Raw genomic sequence first — 16,661 nt, 5'->3', positions numbered from 1 at the left:
GCCATTCGACGGGCCCGACGACTGGCCCATGGGTGAACAAGTGACGATCCAGAAAAATTGGCAAGAACTTATTCGACCGAACAAGCTGCAGGTGACGCCGGGCTCGGACGCGAGCCGGTTCGCCACCGTGGTCGCCGAACCGCTCGAGCGCGGCTTCGGCCAGACGCTCGGCAACGCGCTGCGTCGCATCCTGCTGTCCTCGCTGCAGGGCGCGGCGGTGCAGTCGGTGCATATCGACGGCGTGCTGCACGAGTTCTCCTCGATCGCCGGTGTCCGTGAAGACGTCACCGACATGGTCCTCAACATCAAGGACATCTCGATCAAGATGCAGGGCGAAGGCCCGAAGCGCATGGTCGTGAAGAAGCAGGGTCCGGGCGCCGTCACCGCCGGCGACATCCAGACTGTCGGCGACGTCACCGTACTCAATCCCGACCTGCAGCTCTGCACGCTGGACGACGGCGCCGAGATCCGCATGGAATTCACGGTCGCGACCGGCAAGGGCTATGTCGCAGCCGAGCGCAACCGGCCTGAGGATGCGCCGATCGGCCTGATCCCGGTCGACAGCCTGTTCTCGCCGGTCCGCAAGGTCTCCTACAAGGTCGAGAATACCCGTGAGGGCCAGATCCTCGACTACGACAAGCTGACCATGACGATCGAGACCAACGGCGCGATCACGCCGGAGGACGCGGTGGCCTATGCCGCGCGCATCCTGCAGGATCAGCTCAACGTGTTCGTCAACTTCGAAGAGCCGCGCAAGGAAGTCACGCAGGAGATCATCCCCGATCTCGCGTTCAACCCGGCGTTCCTCAAGAAGGTCGACGAGCTCGAGCTGTCGGTGCGTTCGGCCAACTGCCTGAAGAACGACAACATCGTCTACATCGGCGACCTCGTGCAGAAGTCGGAAGCGGAAATGCTCCGCACCCCGAACTTCGGCCGCAAGTCGCTGAACGAGATCAAGGAAGTGCTGGCCCAGATGGGTCTGCACCTCGGCATGGAAGTGCCGGGCTGGCCGCCGGAGAACATCGACGAGCTCGCCAAGCGCTTCGAGGATCACTACTGATCCGTTTCAATCATCATGGCCGGGCTCTCCCGGCCATGATTCTAACGGGCGAACGCAGGCAGCCCACCTGAGCAACATGTCCGACGAACCGTCGCGGCAGATTACAAAGTAAGGAATAGACAATGCGTCACGGCAAGGTTCATCGGAAGCTCAACCGCACCGCCGAGCATCGGCGTGCGATGTTCGCCAACATGGCGGCCGCGCTGATCAAGCACGAGCAGATCGTCACCACGCTGCCGAAGGCCAAGGAGCTGCGGCCGATCGTCGAGAAGCTCGTCACCCTCGGCAAGAAGGGCGGGCTGGCCCTGCGCCGCCAGGCGATCTCGGAGCTGCGCGACCTCGACCAGGTCAGGAAGCTGTTCGACACGCTGGCGACCCGCTACAAGGACCGCCAGGGCGGCTACACCCGCATCATCAAGGCCGGCTTTCGCTACGGCGACAATGCGGCGATGGCCGTGATCGAGTTCGTCGACCGCGACGTCGATGCCAAGGGCCAGGACTCCGGTCCGACCCAGGACAAGGAAGCCGAGGCGGCGTAAGCCGCTTTTGAGCGAAGGTTTTGAAAACGGCGCCCTCGGGCGCCGTTTTTGTTTGGTGGCGCCGTTCCATCCCCCGTCGTCGTCCTGGCTTTCGCCGGGACGACGAGGTGTGTTCTACCTCCTCACGCATCGGTGAGATGCGATTGCGGTGCATGATGCCGCGCCCGATATCCATCGACATCAATGGAGATGACAGATGAAAATCGACCTTTCCGGAAAGACCGCGCTGGTGACCGGCTCGACCGCGGGCATCGGCAACGCCATCGCAAAGGGGCTGGCCGAGACCGGCGCCGAGGTCGTCATCAACGGCCGCAGCCAGGCCAAGGTCGATGCGGCGGTCGCCGCGATCGCCAAGGCGGTGCCGGGCGCCAAGGTCCGCGGCGTCGCTGCCGATGTCTCCACATCAGCCGGGTGCAAGGCGCTGCTGGCCGCGCTGCCCGAGGTCGACATCCTCGTCAACAATGCCGGCATCTTCGAGCCGAAGCCCTTCTTCGACATTCCGGACGAGGACTGGAGCCGCTTCTTCGAGGTCAACGTGATGTCGGGCGTGCGGCTGTCGCGCGGCTACATGCAGGGCATGCTGAAGCGCAATTGGGGCCGCATCGTCTTCATCTCCTCGGAATCCGGCCTCAACATCCCGACCGAGATGATCCACTACGGCACGACCAAGACCGCGCAGCTTGCGATCGCGCGCGGGCTCGCGCAGCTGACCCGCGGCACCGCCGTGACCGTCAACTCCGTGTTGCCCGGACCGACGATGTCCGAAGGCGTCGAGACCTTCGTCAAGGATCTCGCCCAGCAGAACGGCCAGTCGGTCGAGGAGGCGGCCTCCAACTTCGTCAAGCAGCACCGGCCGACTTCGCTGTTGCAGCGCTTTGCCAGCACCGAGGAGATCGCCAACCTTGTCGTCTATGTCTGCTCGAAGCAGGCCTCCGCGACCAATGGCGCCGCGCTGCGCGCCGAGGGCGGCATCGTCAACACCATCGCCTGAGGTGCGGCCATGTCAGCCTATGTGATTTCCGAGGTCGACGTGAAGGATGCCGCGGGCTTCGAGGCCTATCGCACGATCGCCGCCAAGGCCATCGCGCAATATGGCGGGCGCTATCTGGTGCGCGGCGGTGCTGCGGAGGCGGTCGAAGGCGGGCCGCCGCCGAAGAACATCATCGTCGTCGAATTCCCGTCGATGACGCGGCTGCGCGAGTGGTACGCGTCGCCGGAATATGCCGAGGCGCTCAGGCATCGGCGGACCGCGCTGGACCGCCGGCTGATCTTCGTTGAAGGCGTGCCGCCGAACTAGGCTTTGGCCCCGTCGAGAAACTCGCTGAAGCCGGCCGGACGATAGAGGCCGAAGCATATCTGCTCCAGCACGCCAATGCCCGTCCGGTCGCCCTGGCGCGCGCGCACCACCTGTTGCACGTGCACATTCTCTCGGGCCAGCGGATCGAGCGTGAGGGGATCGAACGACTCGCCGCCGATCTCGAGCTCGCCCTTCCACATGCCCTGGCCCCATTGCGGATGGCCGTAGCCGAGGCCCTTCATCTGGAATTTGAGGATCGGATCGAGCGCGATGGTCGAGGTGTGGCCGTCGATGTCGACCAGGTCGATCTCGGCCGACTGCGCCAGCCGCGTGTTCGGGACGTATTTGACACGGTGCCGCGCGGTCGCCATGCGGCGGTCGAGCCCGTCGACGACGCCGGGGACCTCGGCCTCGCTTCGGTAGAGCGGCGCAGTGATGCCCTCGCGGACCAGCGCCTCGCCCTGCGTCCCGTCGAAGAAGATGGCGTGCGAGATATGGTCGTCCCAGACCAGCGGGGCCCAGAGGAAGAACACGCTCGGCGGCGGCATCGGCGCGCCGCCGACGTCGCGTTCGCCGACATTGCGCACGCCCCAGGAGCGATCCTTGGTGCCGTAGCAGGTGTGATCGTCGACTTTGATCTCGCCGTCGGGGTGGCGCACGACGCCGCTCCAGCGGCCGAACTGGTCGAACCGGGTCGAATCCATCGCGCGGCGGTCGCCCGACCAAAGCGTCTGCCGCGCTTCCTGGATCGCAGCCGTGCGTGCGGAGAAGGTCAGATCGCAGGAAAGGCCCGTCGTATTGTCGTCGAGCACGACGCGGGTCCGCAGCATCGGCTCGATGACCTCGAGCCTGAAGGGGCCGACCTGCATCTCGGTGCGCTCGAGCGGCGCCCGCCGCGAACCGTAGAAGCAATGCTGCCGTCCGCCGCGCTCCACGACGCTGAAGGCGCAATCGAGGATCTTGCGGTGCGGGTAGATCGCAATGCCGATGCCGAAATAATACGCGCCGTCCGCGGTGTAGCCGTTGAACCAGGTGCGGTCATAGACATTGCGGTCGCTGGTCGAGGGAACCGCGATCGGCTCCGGCGTCTGGTGGATGGGGAAGTCGTCCAGTTTGTTGAGCACGCCGATCCCTTTCGATAGCCCTCAATCTTGCCAGTATGAAAAACTGTCGTGGTCCAGCGCTTGCGCGCAGGCGCCACGGGTCATTTTCAAGAACAGCGCGTCGCCCCGCTCGGAGCGCTGGACGCTGAGCGCCGAGACGACGCCCATCATGATGCCGTGCAGGGTGTAGCGCCGGTAATCCCGCCAGCAGTCATCCCAGCCATAGTCGCGCACGCCGCGCCGGATCAGTTCCGAATGATAGAACCGCACCAGGTCGGCTTCATGCAGCCGCCGTTCCGACGGATCGATGCCAGCCGACAGGAAATAGGCGACGTCGACGATCCCAGGCCCCACCGTCATCGTCTGCCAGTCCAGCGTCGCCATCGGACGGGTATTGCCGCGCACCTCGAACAGCATGTTGTCGAGCCGGAAGTCCGCATGCTGCAGCGTTCGCGGCGTCGAACGATCGGACTGGTAGCGCGGGATCGCGTCCGGAAGCCGGTCGATCAGATCGAGGAATTCCGGCTCGATCACGCCGTGATAGCGTTCCTTGTAGAGATCGATGATGCCGGGCAGCACCGCGCGAATATCCCTGCGCCGGCTTGCGGCCACCACAAAACATTGAACGGCATCGAGCGTCGGGTCGTTCCACCGTGGCGCATGCAGTGCGGCGGCCTCCCGCATCGCCGTCAGGCAGTCCGCGATCGCGCATCCGGCGAGCTGGTCGCCCGGGCGTGCGAGCGCCAAATCTTCCAGGATCAGCGTGAAGTCGTCGGTCGCCGGATCGATCTCGGCGAGGATCGGCCGCGGGGTGTGAATGTCGACGGTGGCCGCCAGCTCGCGATAGAACGCGACCTCGCGGACATAGAGCGTGTGCGCGGAACCGGAGCGGCGGCTGTCGGGATCTGCGGCCGGGAATTTGCCGACGACGCTTGACGGCGCGTTCGGCTCATCGCCGTCATAGGTCAGATGAAATCGATAGCTGTCGCCGACGAGGCCATTGCCGACCGGCTTGCAGACGAGTTCGACGACCCTGGCCTGGTCGATCACACCGGCTTCGCGCAGCGCCCGCGTCATCCACTCCGGATCGATCCGCGACGGATCGGCCGTGAGCAAACTCATCGGTTTCCTCCCATCGCCATGTATCCCCTTGGGGCGTCACCACCGTTCCGGCTGCGTCTCGCGCGGCCGAATTGAGGACGGGGTGATCGTTGCGCAAATCATACAGGCGATGTCATGGCTTTGGCAAAAGCCACGCATCGGCCTGTGGGGATATCTCGCGAGTTGGTCGGTGCGTAGGGCGGGTTAGCGTCAGCGTAACCCGCCGTTCGCGGAGCGGAAGAGATGGTGGGTTACGCTGCGCTAACCCGCCCTACGCAGCGATTTCTACCAACCCTCCAGCACGATCTTGCCGCGCGATTTGCCGCTTTCCAGCAAAGCATGGGCGCGCTTGAGGTTGGCGGCGTTGATGGTGCCAAAGGTCTGGTCGAGCGTGGTGCGCAGCACGCCCTTGTCGATCAGGTCGGCAACGTCGTTGAGCAGATGATGCTGCGCGATCATGTCGGGTGTCTGGAACGAGGAGCGCGTGAACATCGATTCCCAGTGCACCGACACCGCCTTGCCCTTGAACGCGGCGACGTTGAATTCGGCGGGATCGTCGATCAGGCCGAACTTGCCCTGCGGCGCGATGAAGTCGGCGATCGACTTGTAGTGCTGGTCGGTGAAGGTGAGGCTGGCGACGAGGCCGACCGGCGGCAGCCTCAAGCTCTCGATCTGCTCCTTCATCGGCTGCGAGTGGTCGATCACCGCATGCGCACCGAGATCGCGGCACCACTTCTGAGACTCCGGCCGCGTCGCGGTCGCAACCACAGTCAGCCCGGTGAGGCGGCGCGCAAGCTGGATCAGGATCGAGCCGACGCCGCCGGCGCCGCCGGTGATCAGCAGCGTGCGCGGATCGAGGCTCTTGCCCGGCACCGCGCCGAGCCGGTCGAACAAAAGCTCCCACGCGGTGATCGAGGTCAGGGGCAGGGCGGCGGCCTGCGCGAATGACAGCGAGGCGGGCTTGTTGCCGACGATGCGCTCGTCCACCAGATGAAATTCCGAATTGGTGCCCTGGCGCTGGATCGAGCCCGCGTAGAACACTTCATCGCCAGGCTTGAAGAGCGAGACGTCGGGCCCGACGGCGTCGACCACGCCGGCCGCGTCAAAGCCGAGGATCTTGTAGCTGCCGTCGGTCGGCGCCGCGCGCTTGCGCACCTTGTAGTCGACCGGGTTGGCCGAGATGGCCTTCACCGCGACCCTGATGTCGCGCCCCTTCGGCTCGGGCTTGGCGATCTCGAAATCGACGAGCGAATCCGCCGCCTCGATCGGCAGCGATTTTTGGTATCCGACGGCCTTCATGCCTGATCTCCGTGGTGGGCGATTGCCTGCCGCCTTACCTGTCGCGCTGGCGTCCTTTTGGCAAGTACTGTAAAATCAGGGAACTAGTCCCTGTTTGTATACTATTGGGAAATTACCGATGAAACGGAAGAATTTTGCGCGCCGGCCGGGCTGCGCGGTCGAGGCGGCGCTCGACCTGATCGATGGCAAATGGAAGGGCGTGATCCTGTATCACCTGCAGGCCGGCACCCAGCGCTTCGGCGAGTTGCGGCGGCGGATGCCCGGCATCACCCAGCGCATGCTGACCAAGCAGCTTCGTGCGCTCGAGGACGACGGCCTCGTGACCCGCAAGGTCTACGCCGAGGTGCCGCCGCGGGTCGAATACACGCTCTCCGAACTCGGCGAGAGCCTGCGTCCGGTGATCGATATTTTGAAAGCCTGGGGCGAGGGCCATCAGGAACGGCTGTCCTGCGCGCCGGCGCCGGACGTCGTCGTGAAGAAGTCGAAGCGCGCGGCCTGACCATTTGCAATGAAGAAGGCCGGGAGCGGCGTGTCGCTCCCGGCCTTTGTTATCGGCACTGATCAGATCGCGTCAGAACGCAACCTGCGTGCGCAGCGCGACCGCGTCGAACTTCGAGCCGGCATCCACAGGCGAGGTCGCCGAGGCCTGCCTGGCGATGTCGCCGTGCAGGTAGTTCAGCATGAAGCGGACGTTGTTGTTGACGTACCAGTTCAGCGCGGCCGTGTAGACGGTCTGCCGTCCGCCCGCGATGCCGACGGCCTGGCCGACCTGGTCGTTGAGGTTCATCGTGCTGACGCGGCCGGCGATTTCCCAGGCGCCCCAGCCGCCGCCTGCGAGCGAGACCGGATCGTGCGGCTTGATACCGCCGTAGGAGGCCGTTGCCGGATTGTAGGCGTGGTTCTCGCCGGTCAGCACGTAGCCGACCTGCGCGTAACCGCCGTCGAATTTCAGGCTCGGCGCGCCGAACGGCGGCAGCCCGGTATTCGCAGAGCGGTCGACATTGAACCAATAGTACTCGCCCTGTGCGATGAACGGGCCGTAGGTCGCTGCCGCCTCGACGCCGTAGACCTGTGCGCCCGAGACGTTGGCGATCGCACCGGTCGAGATCAGCGTCGTCGGATCGATGCGCAGCTCGGGCCGGTCGTTCAGCGTGAGCGTCTGCGCCTGGGTGAGCTGGTTGCGCGGCGGCTGGACCAGCCATTCCGCATCAGCGCCGATATGCACCGAGTAGTTCTTGCCACTGATCGGATTGCCGGCGACGCGGATGACGCCGCCATACTGCTCGGACGTGCCGGCCGGTGTGACTGACGACGCGGAGTGGATTGAGCCTGTCGTCGGTCCCGTGACATAACCGCCGACCCAGAGCTGGTCGTTCCACCAGCGGGTGCCGGCGCCCGAACGGAAGTCACCGGCTGCGATGTTCTGTGCGATGATGCCGACCGAGGCGCGCTCCATGAACAGGATGTCGTTGGAGCTGGTCGATTCGTCCAGCGTCCACGGGATGTCCATGATGCCGCCTTCGATCGCCATCTTGCCGCCGAACGGCTTGAAGCCGGTGTAGCTCAGATAGGCATTCTCGACGCCGGAGGTGCCGCCGCCCGGCAGCGATCCCGGTGCCGCGCCGCCGAAGCCGTCGGACGAGCCGCCGAAGTCGTAGATCAGCGCGTAATTCCAGTCGCCGAAGAACTTGCCGACGATGCCGATGCGGGCGCGGCGGAGGTTCTCGCCGCTGTCGAGCTTCTGCGGCGAGGTGCTCGCGGTGTTCGGACGATAGTCGTAACCGCCGACATCCCAGTGCACGCGGCTCGTGATCGCAACGCAGTTCTGTTCATCCGCAGTGCAGATCGTCGGCCGGTTGTTCGGCAGCGTCACCACGACGCCCGACGGCGCGACCGGGCCCTTGACCGGGATCGCGGCGTTGGCGCTTGCGACACGCGCGGCCTTGGCATCCGCCGCCTTCGCGTTGGCGTTGGCGCTGGCTGCGGTCGCGGTATTGGCGTTGGTCTGCTTCTGCAGCTTGTCGAGCTTCTGCTCGAGCATCTTCAGCTGCTGCTTCAGCAGCGCGATCTCCGCGTCGCTGCCGCCTCCGGCCGATTGCGAATAGGCCGGCGAGGCGGCGAGCGCCCCTGCCAGCCCTATGGCGATTGCACCAACTTTTGTCGCACCCATTGTGCACCCCTGTTGTGTTTGAATTCCCCACTCACTCACTGAAACGTCCTAGGAGTTGATCGTGACTGACACACGACAGCGCCGCCTAGCATCGCAGTTCCGCTTGTTGTCCGCGGGCAACAAGCGGAGCGGCGCAGTGAGATGACAGTCATCATAGGAGTTTGGCGGCGCGCTTCAACGCCGCCGCCGCCGGTTTTGCACCGGTCCGGCGGGGGCCAGTTATCCGGTCGGGCGCCCTTCAATTGCCCGGCGAACACGCCTATATTCCGGCGTTTCCACGAGAGGTGAGAATGCTCCGACCTGTCCGCTTCGCTGCCATATCCGCTTTGTGCACATTGGCTTTCATGGGGAATCTGTCCCCATCCGCGGCCCAGGACCGCCGCGTGCCGTCCTCGCAGGCCGAGCTCCAATTGTCCTATGCGCCGATCGTGCAGCGGGTGCAGCCGGCGGTGGTCAATGTCTACGCCGCCAAGACGGTGCAGAACCGCAATCCGTTTTTGGACGATCCGATCTTCCGCCGCTTCTTCGGCGTCCCGGGGCAGCAGCCCGAGCAGATGCAGCGCTCGCTCGGCTCCGGCGTAATGGTCGACGGCTCCGGTCTCGTGGTCACAAACAATCACGTGATCGAGGGCGCCGACCAGGTGAAGGTCTCGCTCGCCGACAAGCGCGAATACGAGGCCGAGATCGTGCTGAAGGACAGCCGCACCGACCTCGCGGTGCTGCGGCTGAAGGGGACCAACAAGGAGAAGTTCGCGACGCTCGACTTCGCCAACTCGGATCAGCTGCAGGTCGGCGACGTCGTGCTGGCGATCGGCAATCCATTCGGCGTCGGCCAGACCGTGACGCACGGCATCATCTCGGCGCTGGCGCGCACTCAAGTCGGGATCACGGATTATCAATTCTTCATTCAGACCGACGCGGCGATCAATCCCGGCAATTCGGGCGGTGCGCTGGTCGACATGACCGGCCGGCTCGCCGGTATCAACACCGCGATCTTCTCGCGCTCCGGCGGTTCGCAGGGCATCGGCTTTGCGATCCCCGCCAACATGGTGCGCGTGGTGGTGGCCTCCGCCAAGAGCGGCGGCAAGGCGGTGAAGCGGCCGTGGCTTGGCGCGCGGCTGCAGGCGGTCACGCCGGAGATCGCAGAGACGCTCGGGCTGAAGCTGCCGACCGGTGCGCTGGTCGCCAACGTCGCGCCCAACAGCCCGGCGGCGAAGGCCGGGCTCAAACTGTCCGACCTGATCGTCGGGATCGACGGCCAGGCCATCGACGATCCCAATGCGTTCGACTACCGCTTCGCGACCCGTCCGCTCGGCGGCAGCGCGGAGATCGAAGTGCAGCGCGCCGGCAAGCCGGTGAAGCTCACCGTGCCGCTGGAGACCGCGCCCGATACCAACCGCGACGAGATCGTGCTGACCGCGCGTTCGCCATTCCAGGGCGCCAAGGTCGCCAACATCTCGCCGGCGCTGGCCGATGAGCTGCATCTCGACGCCGGCGCGGAGGGCGTCGTCGTCACTGAGCTCGCCGATGACGGCACGGCCGCCAATGTCGGCTTCCAGAAGGGCGACATCATTCTCGCCGTCAACAATGAGAAGATCGTACACACCAGCGACCTCGACAAGGTATCGAAGGCGGGGTCGCGGATCTGGCGCATCACGCTGGTGCGTGGTGGCCAGCAGATCAACGTGACGCTCGGCGGATGAGCCCCAAGCAACCGCGGGACGCGACGAACCTGTTCGCCGCGGCGGGGATGGAGCAGGATGCGCCACACCCGCTGCCGGACCGGCTGCGCCCGCGCACGCTGGCCGACGTCGTCGGTCAGGATCACATCCTCGGCCCCGACGGTGCGCTGACCCGCATGCTGGAGACGCGGACGTTGGGCTCGCTGGTGTTCTGGGGACCGCCCGGCACCGGCAAGACCACAGTGGCGCGGCTTCTGGCCGATGCCACCGAGCTGCATTTCGAGCAGATCTCCGCGGTGTTCTCCGGCGTCGCCGACCTGAAGAAGGCGTTCGATGCCGCGCGGGCCCGGCGCGAGACCGGCAAGGGCACGCTGCTGTTCGTCGACGAGGTGCACCGGTTCAACCGCGCGCAGCAGGATTCCTTCCTGCCCGTGATGGAGGACGGCACCGTGGTGCTGGTCGGCGCCACCACGGAGAACCCGTCGTTCGAGCTCAACGCGGCGCTGCTGTCGCGCGCCCGCGTGCTGGTGTTTCACTCGCTCGATACGGCCGCGATCGAACGGCTGTTTGCCAATGCCGAGAAGATCGAGGGCAAGACCCTGCCGCTCGATGCGGAAGCGCGCGCCGTGCTGGTGCGGATGGCCGACGGTGACGGCCGCGCCTCGCTGACATTAGCCGAAGAGGTCTGGCGCGCCGCGCGCAAGGGCGAGGTGTTCAACGCCGAACAGTTGCAGGCCATCTTGCAACGCCGCGCGCCGATCTACGACAAGTCCGCCGACGGCCATTACAATCTGATCTCGGCGCTGCACAAGTCGGTGCGCGGCTCCGATCCGGATGCGGCCCTGTATTATCTCGCGCGCATGCTCGATGCCGGCGAGGACCCGCTGTTCCTGGCGCGGCGCGTGGTGCGCATGGCGGTCGAGGACATCGGCCTTGCCGATCCGCAGGCGCTGGCGGTCTGCAACGCTGCCAAGGATGCCTATGACTTCCTGGGCTCGCCGGAGGGCGAGCTCGCGATCGCGCAGGCCGTGGTCTATCTCGCCACCGCGCCGAAATCGAACGCGGTGTACACGGCGTTCGGCGCTGCGATGCAGACCGCAAAGCAGGGCGGCTCGCTGCTGCCGCCGAAGCACATCCTGAATTCGCCGACCAAGCTGATGAAGTCGGAGGGCTACGGCTCCGGCTATCAATACGATCACGACGCGCCCGACGCGTTCTCCGGCCAGGACTATTTCCCGGAAGCGCTCGGCCGCCAGACCTTCTACGATCCGCCCGACCGTGGCTTCGAGCGCGAGATCCGCAAGCGGCTGGATTACTGGAACAGGCTGCGCAAGGAGCGCGGCGGGAGCTAGGCCGCGTACTCATAAATTAACGGGTGAATCGATGTCCGCTTGTCCCGCCAAGAGCGGCGCGAAAGCGGACGTTGTCGGACTTCCGAGAAGGGCCAAAAGCGGACCATCCCGACAGCGTGTGCTATTGCACGCTCGGCGGATCGCCCTCCGATTTCCGCAAATGCATATTTGAAATGAAATCTTGAAATAAATGCGGCTCACCGAAGCCTTTGTCGCGGGTGCGCCTTCTGTTATTGACTGTCGTCCTGAAGATACGGAGGCTTCACCGATGAAACGGCCGCTCGCGGCTTCGGCGGCTCTCGTCGCGATGCTCGCCTTCGCGGATCCGGCCCTCGCCTGCCGTGTCGCAACGCATCAATCCATTTTCTTCGAAGAGGGCCATCTTCCGATAATCGAAGGGACCGTGGCGGTCGAAATCGAAGTCACCGGGACCGCGTCAGCTTCCGGTCCAGTTGCCGTCCGCGTATCGCGGGTGGTGCGAGGAGATATCGATCCCGGGCCGCTGTCACTCGCGGTCCAGGTCTCGTCTTGCGGAGGATACCCGAGAGCGGGATCCAAAGGCGTGGTGGTCGGCCACGTTTCGAGACAACCCGACGGCAGCAACGTGATCGCGGCGTTGTGGAATTATCCCGAACGATCAAAGTCGACTTCAGGGACGCCGTCGTGCCCGATCCCTGTGCCGCGTACGGAATCTGAAGTGCTTGCCCTCGGAGGAAGCCGCTCGCGCGGAATTTCGCCGATCTCCACGGTAGGACTCGACAAGATGACGACTGTTTCGAACGTCAGGATCGAGGGAGACCGGCCGCTTTATCTTGTTCTCGGAAGCCGGACACCGACGATTTGGAACCTCGATGGCAACGTGGGCCTGATCGATCGTGTGGTCGTCGAGTCGGACAAGAGTCGGGGCGGGATGTACACGTCAGCGGTTTCGGGCGTCCCGCCGGAGAAAGTCTCGTTCACGACGTGCCTTCCTATGGCGACCGGAGGACTCGAAGACGATGCGCTGAGGACAATGTTGCTGCAAGAGATCGGGCGCGCCGACCGGATCGTCCATAGCGAAGATCTGACCGGGACCAAGATGCCGTCGTTCGAGCGATTCGTTCCGGAAGACGTGGCGAAGCCGGTCCGTCTCGATGAGAATAGCATGGTCTCCGTCGGGCTACTGGAACGATATGAGGTCCTACCGGGCAGGGCCGGGTTCGAAGCGCTCATCGAAGATATGGCCGTCGAGGAAGACGTGGAAGCGTCGCGACGGCAGGGGTTACGCGGCAACAAGGTCTATCGGATTCTGAAGCCGATCCATCGTCTGCCGGCACTGAACCGATACACGATCTACACACTGCCGGACGGTATGGATCCGCCGGTCAATGCGTCCGACTACTGCGTCTTCGACGGCCGAACCGGGCATCTGATCGACGCGTCGCTGGGTCATGAAGGCTGTAGCGTGCTCAATATCCTCACGGAGAACGGTAAAGATCCGACGGCGGTAGTCCCACCGAAAGTCCCTTCCTGCCCTCCAAGTTTTAAATGTACAGCATCGACACCGATGCCCGCGCTGCGCCCCACCGAAATCCCGTTGAGGCCGGAAGCCTACGTGAGGGTCGAATATCTGGAACAAGACCGCAGTATGCAGTCCATGCGCGGATTTCTGCAGTACGAACTGGGATTCGCTTTCAACAGGATCACTGGCGCTCCGACCGATCGGAAATGGCCGCCGCCGCCGGACACGTCGCTTGACTACCATTTCGTGATGTTCGGAAGCGATGCGTTGCCTCCTGAGGACGTCGTCCCGCTTCGTGGTTTCGCTCGAGTGCCGTACGTACTGCTCGCCACCCCCAAACTTCCGGTACAGACGGTGGTTGATCTGGTCCGATATGCGCGATTGGAAAAGACACCCATCAGATACGTCGATAGCGGAGGGACGGCGACCAAGGTAGTGGAGAACTTTCTGAACCATTTCGACATCCAGGGCGAGCGGATCCCGGCGTCGGGTGACGACGCCTACGCGGCCGTGATCGCCGGTCGGGCGGACCTGATGATGTCGACCATTCTCCATGCGGCGGACGTGACGAATACAGGACGCGTTCGAGCGCTCGCGGTGACCGGAGCCAACCGCAACGCGCGACTTCCGGACGTACCTGCCGTGGCGGAGTTCTTCCCGGGGTACTCCGACGGAGATTGGTACGCCGTAGGAGCGAGGAAGGGCGCCGCTGCCGAAGAAATGCTTGCCTTGGCCGACATAATGAAGACGGTCGATCATGACCCGGCTACCTCGGTCAAGTTCAGGGAACTTGGGGTCGACCTATTCGATGTCGGCCCGGAGGAAATCGCGAAACTCTTGAAGCGATAGACGATCGCGGCAGCGGCCTCCGCACGCCGACACTGGCGCGAATGCGCGCAGGCGGCCGAGCCTGCCGAAAAGAATAGGGAGTTCGATTCGGGTCATGAACGACAAAACTCAAGGTAAGCACGATAGGTCCGCTTTCGGGTGCATAGCGACCACTTGAGCCTCACGGCCGAGCCATTGACAAGCTCGCCGCCAACTACCTTGAATTTGTTCAACTCGCGTCAATCCGGTTGTGGCTGCGCCTTAGCGAGTCCGCGTGCTCGACGAGAGGCTGCGGCTGCGAATGACGCGCGTTCCCGGTCCCGCCCGCCAGCGTGGGAGCGTGAGTTGCAGAAGCTCGCAAATGTGCACGACCTTGGGCGAGGACACTTGCGCGGCTTCGGAATATTAGAAATGTATCCCTGAGTTGCCCGACGTGTCAAGTTGCCTGGTCGAACGCCGGCCGCCGCCGGCTACTGTGCATGGGGTTGTTTTCGATATTTTGGCAGCGCCGCTGCGACGGCCTGTAGCTCATATTGCTCTGGCGCGTCACTTGACGCTCTTCACGAACTCCAGAATCTCGTCCGTCAGCCGCGTGTCCGGCGTGTTGATCGCGTAGACCTCCGACGTGTGGCTGTGCTGCGGCAGCATGAAGCTGCGGACGCAGCCGCTCGGCCGCTTGCAGCTCGCCTGCTTCAACAGCTCGAACTGCTCGACGAAGCGCGGCGGATCATGATCGCGCCGGCGAGGCCGCCGCCCTTCACCTTGTGGAATTCGCTGTGCGAGACGTAGCTCGCGACATGGATCGCGCCGACCGACTGGCCCATCAGGAAGACGCGGCTGGGGTCGCCGCCGCGGCTGGCGATGTTCTCTGCGACCCACTGCACGATCGCGCCCATGTCTTCGGCGCCTGCCGGCCAGGGAAAGGCCGGCGCCAGGCGATAGGTGGCATTGACGCCGACAAAGCCGCTCTTGGCGGCCCACAGCATGACGTTGTCGTAGAACGGGCTCCCGGGGTTGCGCTTGTTGCCGGCAATGAAGCCGCCGCCGTGGATGTAGATCAGCACCGGCCGGGGCGCCGCCGTCGCCGGGTCCGGCGTGAAGACGTCGAGCAGATGGCGGTCGGCAGGGCCATACTTGACGTCGCGCTCGACCTTGACGCCCTGATAGGGCTCCTTCTGCTGCAGTGGCGCGTAGAGTGCGGCCGTCTTGGGCGGGTCGATGACGCGGCCGAGTTCCAGCAGCTTCCAGGCCAGATCTTCCGGCATCGGGCCTTGCTGGGCCAGCGCCGGTCCGGAGAGCATCAGGGCCGCCGCCAAAGCCGATACCGCCAGTCTCATTCCAAAGCTCCCGCCGATTGCCGATTGCGGCCGAACATGGCCGATGTTGCGCCGGATTCGTACCGATTTCGCCGTGACGATTCGCGGCATTTGCGCTACCCACGGGCTTAACTTCGGAGTTGCAACCCCATGAGCCGCCGCGTCAAGAGACCTCTCCGCCCAGCCGCCGACCGCGCCAAGGGCGCGCGTCCCCATCGCGGCCCGGCCGCTGAGCGGGGGCCGGCGCATCGTGCGGGCGGCAAGTCAGCAGCGGTGCGCCTTGGCGACAAGCAGCGGGCGCCCAAGCCCTTCGTGCCCGAGCCGGAGAAGAGCGTCGCCGAGCCGCCGCCGCTGCCGACCAAGGTGCAGACCGTGGTGGTGACGGCGGACGAGGACAACATGCGCGTCGACCGTTTTCTCGAGGCGCGTTTCCCCGGCCTGTCGTTTTCCCATATCCAGCGCATCGTCCGGAAGGGCGAGTTGCGCGTCAACGGCAAGCGTGCGGACAGCAAGGACCGGCTGGAAGAAGGGCAGAGCGTCCGCATTCCGCCGCTGCGGCTCGATACGCCGAAGGCAGCCACCAGCCTGTCTGAAGCGGCGAAGAAGACCCTCCAGGACCTCAAGGACATGACCCTGTTCGAGGACGCCGACGTGATGGTGCTGAACAAGCCCGCAGGTCTGGCGGTTCAGGGCGGCTCCGGCATCACGCGCAATGTCGATGACATGCTGGAGGTGATGCGCGACGCCAAGGGACAGAAGCCGCGGCTGGTGCATCGGCTCGACCGCGAGACCTCGGGCTGCCTGCTGATCGCCAAGACGCGTTTCGCCGCAACCGCTCTGACCGGCTCGTTCCGTCATCGCTCCGCGCGCAAGATCTACTGGGCGCTGGTCGCTGGCGTGCCGAAGCCGAAGCAGGGCCGCATCTCGACCTACCTCGCCAAGGAGGAGAGCGAGGAGGACAGCATCATGCGGATCGCGGCGCATGGCGACGAGGGCGCCAGCCACGCCGTGACCTATTACGCCGTGGTCGAGACCTCGGCGACGAAGCTCGCCTGGGTCTCGCTCAAGCCGGTGACCGGCCGCACCCATCAGTTGCGCGCCCACATGGCGCATATCGATCACGCGATCGTCGGCGACCCCAAATACTTCAACAAGGAAAACTGGCAGCTGCCGGGCGGCCTGCAGAACCGGCTACATCTACTCGCCCGCCGCATCGTGATTCCGCACCCGCGCGGCGGCGTGATCGACGCGACGGCGCCGCTGCCGCCGCATATGCTGCAATCCTGGAATCTGCTCGGGCTCGAGGCCGACCGGTTCGACCCGATCGAGAACGCGCCCGAGGAGTGACGGCGGACGCCGCCTCCCGATATCCGTCGCGGACAGCAAGAACGATCAAAGCGGCTCATCGCGCCG

Annotated in this window: 15 protein-coding genes; 9 read left to right on the top strand and 6 right to left on the bottom strand. The window is 64.8% G+C overall.

The window, feature by feature from the left end; translation table 11 throughout:
- The first annotated feature begins 28 nt into the window (after positions 1-28).
- From ACOIX3_RS23885 to ACOIX3_RS23870, 4 genes are all read left to right on the top strand, one after another.
- Entirely contained in the window at positions 29-1,060 is a 1,032-nt protein-coding gene (locus ACOIX3_RS23885; RefSeq protein WP_420964549.1) for a DNA-directed RNA polymerase subunit alpha, read from the top strand.
- Positions 1,061-1,182: 122 nt separating this feature from the next.
- Positions 1,183-1,599, top strand: a complete 417-nt coding sequence (gene rplQ, locus ACOIX3_RS23880) for a 50S ribosomal protein L17 (RefSeq protein ID WP_342728492.1) — start codon at positions 1,183-1,185, stop codon at positions 1,597-1,599.
- A 196-nt stretch (positions 1,600-1,795) separates the two neighbouring features.
- Complete coding sequence (locus tag ACOIX3_RS23875; protein WP_420964548.1) at positions 1,796-2,590, top strand: SDR family NAD(P)-dependent oxidoreductase; 795 nt, start codon at positions 1,796-1,798, stop codon at positions 2,588-2,590.
- 9 nt (positions 2,591-2,599) lie between these two features.
- Positions 2,600-2,896 (top strand): DUF1330 domain-containing protein, encoded by a 297-nt coding sequence (locus ACOIX3_RS23870; RefSeq protein WP_420964547.1) that lies wholly within the window; start codon positions 2,600-2,602, stop codon positions 2,894-2,896.
- Here ACOIX3_RS23870 and ACOIX3_RS23865 read toward each other — a convergent pair.
- The 3 genes from ACOIX3_RS23865 to ACOIX3_RS23855 all read right to left on the bottom strand — a co-directional run bounded on the left by ACOIX3_RS23865 (position 2,893) and on the right by ACOIX3_RS23855 (position 6,399).
- Positions 2,893-4,020 carry a hypothetical protein gene (locus tag ACOIX3_RS23865; RefSeq protein ID WP_420964546.1) on the bottom strand — a complete coding sequence of 376 codons (1,128 nt, stop codon included), beginning with the start codon at positions 4,018-4,020 and terminating at the stop codon, positions 2,893-2,895. The two genes, ACOIX3_RS23870 and ACOIX3_RS23865, sit on opposite strands and share 4 nt — an antisense overlap.
- 21 nt (positions 4,021-4,041) lie before the next feature.
- Positions 4,042-5,121, bottom strand: coding sequence for a phosphotransferase (locus tag ACOIX3_RS23860; protein WP_420964545.1), 1,080 nt, complete (start codon positions 5,119-5,121; stop codon positions 4,042-4,044).
- A 264-nt stretch (positions 5,122-5,385) separates the two neighbouring features.
- The gene (locus tag ACOIX3_RS23855; RefSeq protein ID WP_375775241.1) at positions 5,386-6,399 is read right to left on the bottom strand and encodes a zinc-binding alcohol dehydrogenase family protein; all 1,014 of its coding nucleotides are present in this window, start codon (positions 6,397-6,399) and stop codon (positions 5,386-5,388) included.
- 118 nt (positions 6,400-6,517) lie between these two features.
- Between ACOIX3_RS23855 and ACOIX3_RS23850 the strand changes: the two genes are divergently transcribed.
- Positions 6,518-6,898, top strand: a complete 381-nt coding sequence (locus tag ACOIX3_RS23850) for a winged helix-turn-helix transcriptional regulator (RefSeq protein ID WP_420964544.1) — start codon at positions 6,518-6,520, stop codon at positions 6,896-6,898.
- 72 nt (positions 6,899-6,970) lie between these two features.
- Here the strand turns inward: ACOIX3_RS23850 and ACOIX3_RS23845 are convergent, their stop codons facing one another.
- A complete protein-coding gene (locus tag ACOIX3_RS23845) occupies positions 6,971-8,569 on the bottom strand; it encodes an OprO/OprP family phosphate-selective porin (protein WP_420964543.1) in 1,599 nt (532 codons plus the stop codon).
- A gap of 344 nt (positions 8,570-8,913) precedes the next feature.
- Between ACOIX3_RS23845 and ACOIX3_RS23840 the strand changes: the two genes are divergently transcribed.
- The 3 genes from ACOIX3_RS23840 (at position 8,914) to ACOIX3_RS23830 (ending at position 13,953) form a co-directional block, all read left to right on the top strand.
- Positions 8,914-10,272, top strand: a complete 1,359-nt coding sequence (locus ACOIX3_RS23840) for a DegQ family serine endoprotease (protein WP_420964542.1) — start codon at positions 8,914-8,916, stop codon at positions 10,270-10,272.
- Positions 10,269-11,603: a replication-associated recombination protein A gene (locus ACOIX3_RS23835; RefSeq protein WP_420964541.1), complete on the top strand. Its 1,335-nt coding sequence runs from the start codon at positions 10,269-10,271 to the stop codon at positions 11,601-11,603. Before ACOIX3_RS23840 ends, ACOIX3_RS23835 begins: the two co-directional genes overlap by 4 nt.
- Positions 11,604-11,793: 190 nt before the next feature.
- Complete coding sequence (locus ACOIX3_RS23830) at positions 11,794-13,953, top strand: tripartite tricarboxylate transporter substrate-binding protein (RefSeq protein WP_420964540.1); 2,160 nt, start codon at positions 11,794-11,796, stop codon at positions 13,951-13,953.
- 525 nt (positions 13,954-14,478) lie between these two features.
- On the opposite strand, the gene ACOIX3_RS23825 is transcribed toward ACOIX3_RS23830, so the two are convergent.
- Together ACOIX3_RS23825 and ACOIX3_RS23820 are read right to left on the bottom strand one after the other, a co-directional pair.
- A complete protein-coding gene (locus ACOIX3_RS23825; RefSeq protein WP_420964539.1) occupies positions 14,479-14,628 on the bottom strand; it encodes a hypothetical protein in 150 nt (49 codons plus the stop codon).
- Positions 14,625-15,269, bottom strand: a complete 645-nt coding sequence (locus ACOIX3_RS23820) for an alpha/beta hydrolase (RefSeq protein ID WP_420964538.1) — start codon at positions 15,267-15,269, stop codon at positions 14,625-14,627. The genes ACOIX3_RS23825 and ACOIX3_RS23820 overlap by 4 nt, the downstream gene beginning before the upstream one ends.
- A gap of 129 nt (positions 15,270-15,398) precedes the next feature.
- On the opposite strand from ACOIX3_RS23820, the gene ACOIX3_RS23815 reads away from it, so the two are divergent.
- The gene (locus tag ACOIX3_RS23815) at positions 15,399-16,595 is read left to right on the top strand and encodes an RluA family pseudouridine synthase (protein ID WP_420964537.1); all 1,197 of its coding nucleotides are present in this window, start codon (positions 15,399-15,401) and stop codon (positions 16,593-16,595) included.
- Positions 16,596-16,661 lie beyond the last annotated feature (66 nt).

The sequence above is a fragment of the Bradyrhizobium sp. B120 genome (assembly GCF_049075665.1).
GTDB lineage: Bacteria > Pseudomonadota > Alphaproteobacteria > Rhizobiales > Xanthobacteraceae > Bradyrhizobium.
This window is presented reverse-complemented; position numbering and strand designations above follow the sequence as displayed.